This window comes from uncultured Aquimonas sp. (genome assembly GCF_937888285.1).
Lineage (GTDB): Bacteria > Pseudomonadota > Gammaproteobacteria > Xanthomonadales > Xanthomonadaceae > Aquimonas.
In genome coordinates this window covers 1-4,239 of the sequence record NZ_CALART010000003.1, presented here as the reverse complement: position 1 = coordinate 4,239, position 4,239 = coordinate 1, and the positions used below count along the sequence as shown (strand labels likewise).

4 protein-coding genes are annotated in these 4,239 nt (G+C 66.9%); all 4 read left to right on the top strand.

All coding sequences use genetic code 11. The annotated features are described in order from the left end of the window. Positions 1 to 380: single-stranded DNA-binding protein (locus Q0654_RS00420; protein ID WP_298849352.1), on the top strand; the 380-nt coding region annotated here is incomplete at its 5' end. Between the two features lie 294 nt (positions 381 to 674). After that, complete coding sequence (locus Q0654_RS00415; protein ID WP_298849350.1) at positions 675 to 2,690, top strand: DNA topoisomerase III; 2,016 nt, start codon at positions 675 to 677, stop codon at positions 2,688 to 2,690. A gap of 782 nt (positions 2,691 to 3,472) precedes the next feature. Further along, positions 3,473 to 3,709, top strand: a complete 237-nt coding sequence (locus Q0654_RS00410) for a hypothetical protein (protein ID WP_298849349.1) — start codon at positions 3,473 to 3,475, stop codon at positions 3,707 to 3,709. Positions 3,710 to 3,734: 25 nt separating this feature from the next. Next, the gene (locus tag Q0654_RS00405; protein ID WP_003141051.1) at positions 3,735 to 4,127 is read left to right on the top strand and encodes a hypothetical protein; all 393 of its coding nucleotides are present in this window, start codon (positions 3,735 to 3,737) and stop codon (positions 4,125 to 4,127) included. Positions 4,128 to 4,239: the final 112 nt, after the last annotated feature.

Sequence of the window (4,239 nt, the reverse complement as noted above, 5' to 3'; positions counted from 1 at the left end):
GCACGCACTTCGTCGGCGAGGGCAACATCGGTTCTGCGCCGGACTACCGCGAATTTCCGAACGGCAACGACGAGCCGCGCCGGCTGCTTCGCCTGAACGTCTACTTCGACAACCCGATCCCGAAGAAGGACGGCGAGTACGAAGATCGCGGCGGCTTCTGGGCGCCCGTGGAGCTGTGGCACCGCGACGCCGTGCACTGGAAGACGCTGTACCAGAAAGGTATGCGGGTGCTGGTCGAGGGCCGCACCGTGCGCGACGAATGGGAGGACGCCGACGAGAACGAGCGCGTGACGTTCAAGGTCGAGGCGCGGCGCGTGGGCATCCTGCCGTACCGCATCGAGTCGGTGGCGCTCAGCACCAAGCCGGCCGGCGGACAGTAATTCGCCCATCGCCGTTCCCCCGAGGGCGGCTGTAGCAACCGTCATACGCCCGCGATGCACCAGCGAGCTATCCCCAGGGGATAGCTCCAAGGTCGTCCACGGAGTTCCAGCCGCCCTCCCGAAACGACGCTCTTGCTGTGCCAGCTCCTGCGGTCTATGCACACCGCTGCGGCAACGGGCCGCCTGCCGATCACAAAGCGGTGTCTGCATCAATCAGCTTCCTTGCTGCCGGCATCTCCTGGCCCCGCCAAGCTGACGCCCATCCGATGAACCGCACATTTCCAAGGAGGCTTCATGCGCGTGTTCCTGTGCGAGAAGCCGTCCCAGGGCAAGGACATCGCCCGTGTGCTGGGCGCCGGCCAACGCGGCAACGGCTGCTACAGCGGTGCAGGTGTCGTCGTGACCTGGTGCATCGGTCATCTGGTCGAGGCGGTTCCGCCCGAAGGCTACGGCGAGCAGTACAAGCGCTGGGCCATCGAGCAACTGCCCATTCTTCCCGAGCGTTGGCGTGTCGAGCCCAAGGCGGCGACCGCAGCGCAATTCAAGGTCGTGCAGCAGCTCGTCGCCAAGGCGGGCGAGCTGGTGATAGCGACCGACGCCGACCGCGAGGGCGAGATGATCGCCCGCGAGATCATCGACCTGTGCGGCTACCGCGGGCCGATTCAGCGTCTGTGGCTGTCGGCGCTCAACGATGCGTCGATCCGCAAAGCGCTGGGTGCGCTCAAGCCGTCCGCCGAGACGCTGCCGCTGTATTTCTCCGCACTCGCCCGATCGCGCGCCGACTGGCTGATCGGGATGAACTTGAGCCGCTTGTTCACACTGCTGGGGCGTCAGGCCGGCTATACGGGCGTGCTGTCGGTGGGGCGCGTGCAGACGCCGACGCTGAAGTTGGTCGTGGATCGTGATCGCGAGATCGCGCGATTCGTCTCCATGCCGTATTGGGCCGTGGATGTGCTGCTATCCCATGCCGGCCAATCCTTCACCGCGAGCTGGATACCGCCCGAAGGCAGCACGGATGCAGCGGGTCGCTGCCTTCAGCAGCCGGTGGCGCAGCAGGCTGCGGATCGCATTCGCGCGGCACGCGATGCGCAGGTCGTGTCGGTGGACACCGAGCGCGTGCGCGAGGCACCGCCGCTGCCGTTCGACCTGGGCACGCTGCAGGAGGTGTGCTCCAAGCAGTTGGGCCTCGACGTGCAGGAGACGCTGGACATTGCCCAGGCGCTGTACGAGACGCACAAGGCGACAACGTACCCGCGCTCCGATTCGGGCTACCTGCCCGAGAGCATGCTGGCCGAGGTGCCGACCTTACTCGACAGCCTGGTCAAGACCGACCCCAGCCTGCGGCCGCTGATCGAGCGCCTGGATCGCCAACAGCGTTCGCGTGCGTGGAACGACGGCAAGGTGTCGGCTCACCACGGCATCATCCCGACGCTGGAGCCCGCCAACCTGTCGGCCATGAACGAGAAGGAGCTGGCCGTCTACCGGCTGATCCGCGCCCATTACCTCGCGCAGTTCCTCCCGCACCATGAGTTCGACCGGACGGTGGCGCAGTTCTCGTGCGGCAGTCAGTCGCTGGCGGCCGTGGGCAAGCAGATCGCCGTCATCGGCTGGCGTGAGGTGCTGGCGACGCCAGGGCCGGACGATGCCGATGGCGAGGATGCGCAGCGCAGCCAGGTGCTGCCCGCCCTGCATGCGGGCCTGTCCTGCCCGGTCGGAAAGGTGGATCTCAAGGCGCTGAAGACGCTGCCGCCCAAACCCTACACGCAGGGCGAGCTGATCAAGGCTATGAAGACCGTCGCCAAGTTCGTGACCGACCCGCGCCTGAAACAGAAGCTGCGAGATACCACCGGCATCGGCACCGAGGCGACACGCGCCAACATCATCAACGGTCTGATCGGTCGCGGCTACCTGGTCAAGAAAGGCCGTGCCGTCCGCGCTTCCGACGCGGCATTCACGCTTATCGACGCGGTGCCCTCGGCCATCGCCGACCCCGGCACCACGGCGGTGTGGGAGCAGGCGCTCGACATGATCGAGGCCGGCCAGATGGCGCTGGACACCTTCATCGAGAAGCAGTCCGTGTGGCTCGGCCAGCTCGTGCAGCAGTATCGCGGCGCAACGCTCTCGCTCAAGCTGCCGCCGGCGCCGGCCTGCCCGCAGTGCGGCGCACCGATGCAGCAGCGCACGGGCAAGAGCGGCGCGTTCTGGTCCTGCTCGCGCTACCCGGACTGCAAGGGCACGTTGCCGATCGAGTCCCCGACGGGCCGGCGCAGCGCACCGCGCAAGCGGCGCGCTGCCTCCAAGGCGTCCTGATCCTCGCTTCCCCCCCCTGCCGCGCCGGCGACTTCACTGGCGGCGAGGCAAACGTCCCGCACCGCGCGGGACTCCAAAGCGCGCGTCTCCTTCTGCAACGGTGTGCGCGCCCCGTCTGCCCGCCATCGGGCGACAGGGCGAGAAGGTCATTGCTCCACGAATCGCGCCCGCCGCCATTCCCTTGATCGGTGTGCTTTGCCTCGGTCATGAGGGGCTTCCTGACGCCTTGCCGCCGCGCGAGCCGTGAGGAGGCCCCTTGGGCCGAGGGTATTCCGTGCCGGTGCCCGCCGGCGGAACAACGGGCTCCCTTTGTGTGTGGATGCACGCCAGAGGTTTCCGGCCCCAGCCACGAAACGGGCCGGGTGCGATTGCTGACGCAGCGAACGGCTTTGACGACGGCCTGCGCTGACGCAGCCCACAGGTGGTTTTCCTTCCTCTCCAGCCGAAGGCCCGCGTGGCCTTCGGCGCCTTGGTCCTTGCCTTGTCCCGTGACGCGGGCCTGCCCTAAAGCGGGCCGTCCGCGATTCGGTTTTCCCTGCGACGGCAGCCATGCCTCGCGCCCATCCTCACGCCATGCGTTGCTGACAGTCGTCAGCGGCATGCCCTGGCAGTCTCGGTCTTCAAGACTGCAACGCGGTTCGCCGCGTTGACCGATCCAGTCCGCTTCGCATCGCCCACCGCGGACGCTCGCCGGCCTGGCGACGATGCACTTTTCTCAACCACCCGAGGGGAACCCCATCCTCTACGGGATGCGTGCTCCCCGACCCACCAAGGAGCACGGCATGTCTGAACTTTCCGCATCTTCCTCCGCAACCGCAGTGCGCAGTGGTGCGCTGGCGCTGGCTTGGACCGGCAAGCGTTTGCCGCTACAGGTGCTGCGCAGCGCGGCCGGCCACTACATCGGCACGCAAGACGACGAAGGCTCGGTATCGCGGGAGTCCGTCGAGTATTTCCCGACCCACCTCGCAGCACAGCGCGCCCTGGATACCCATGCCTGGACACAGCGCGCTCACCCCTGATTCCCACCCTTCAAGGAGTTCTCTCATGAATCTGTCTTTACCCGAAGACGTGCTCGATCAGATGGCGCTGGAACAGGCGCACTTCGACGCTGCACCGCAGGCCTTCTTCGAGGCCTGGAAGCGCGGCGCGCAGATCGCCGGCCACGAGTGGTTCGGCGACGGCACACGCGAAGGTCTGCAGCGTGCCACCACCAAATGGGACCTGCGGCCCAACATGCTGATGCTCAACGACGCCCTGGGCGTGCTGAGCAGCGGTCAACGCATGTTCCTGTCCGCGATGGTGAGCTTCTACAACTCCCGCGAGGGCGGCGCGATGCTCAAGCGTTGCGGCTTCGAGGGGCTGTCCGACTTCGGCGGCCTCGATCTGGAACGGCGCCAGGTCATCGCTGATCTCACGCTGCACTACAACGGCTGGTGAACCGCGCCTGGCAACCCACCGTCCTTTCATCCCACCCCACGAGGGACATGCGTCCCCGTTCGGGGCCATGTCCCTCCTTCTTTTCGCAGGAGCGGCCATGTCCCGAATCACC

What these genes read in the sequence shown, in the direction of transcription:
- Q0654_RS00410 (WP_298849349.1), top strand. Translation starts at nt 3,473, where the DNA reads ATGTCTGAACTTTCCGCATCTTCCTCCGCAACCGCAGTGCGCAGTGGT.
- Q0654_RS00405 (WP_003141051.1), top strand. Translation starts at nt 3,735, where the DNA reads ATGAATCTGTCTTTACCCGAAGACGTGCTCGATCAGATGGCGCTGGAA.
- Q0654_RS00415 (WP_298849350.1), top strand. Translation starts at nt 675, where the DNA reads ATGCGCGTGTTCCTGTGCGAGAAGCCGTCCCAGGGCAAGGACATCGCC.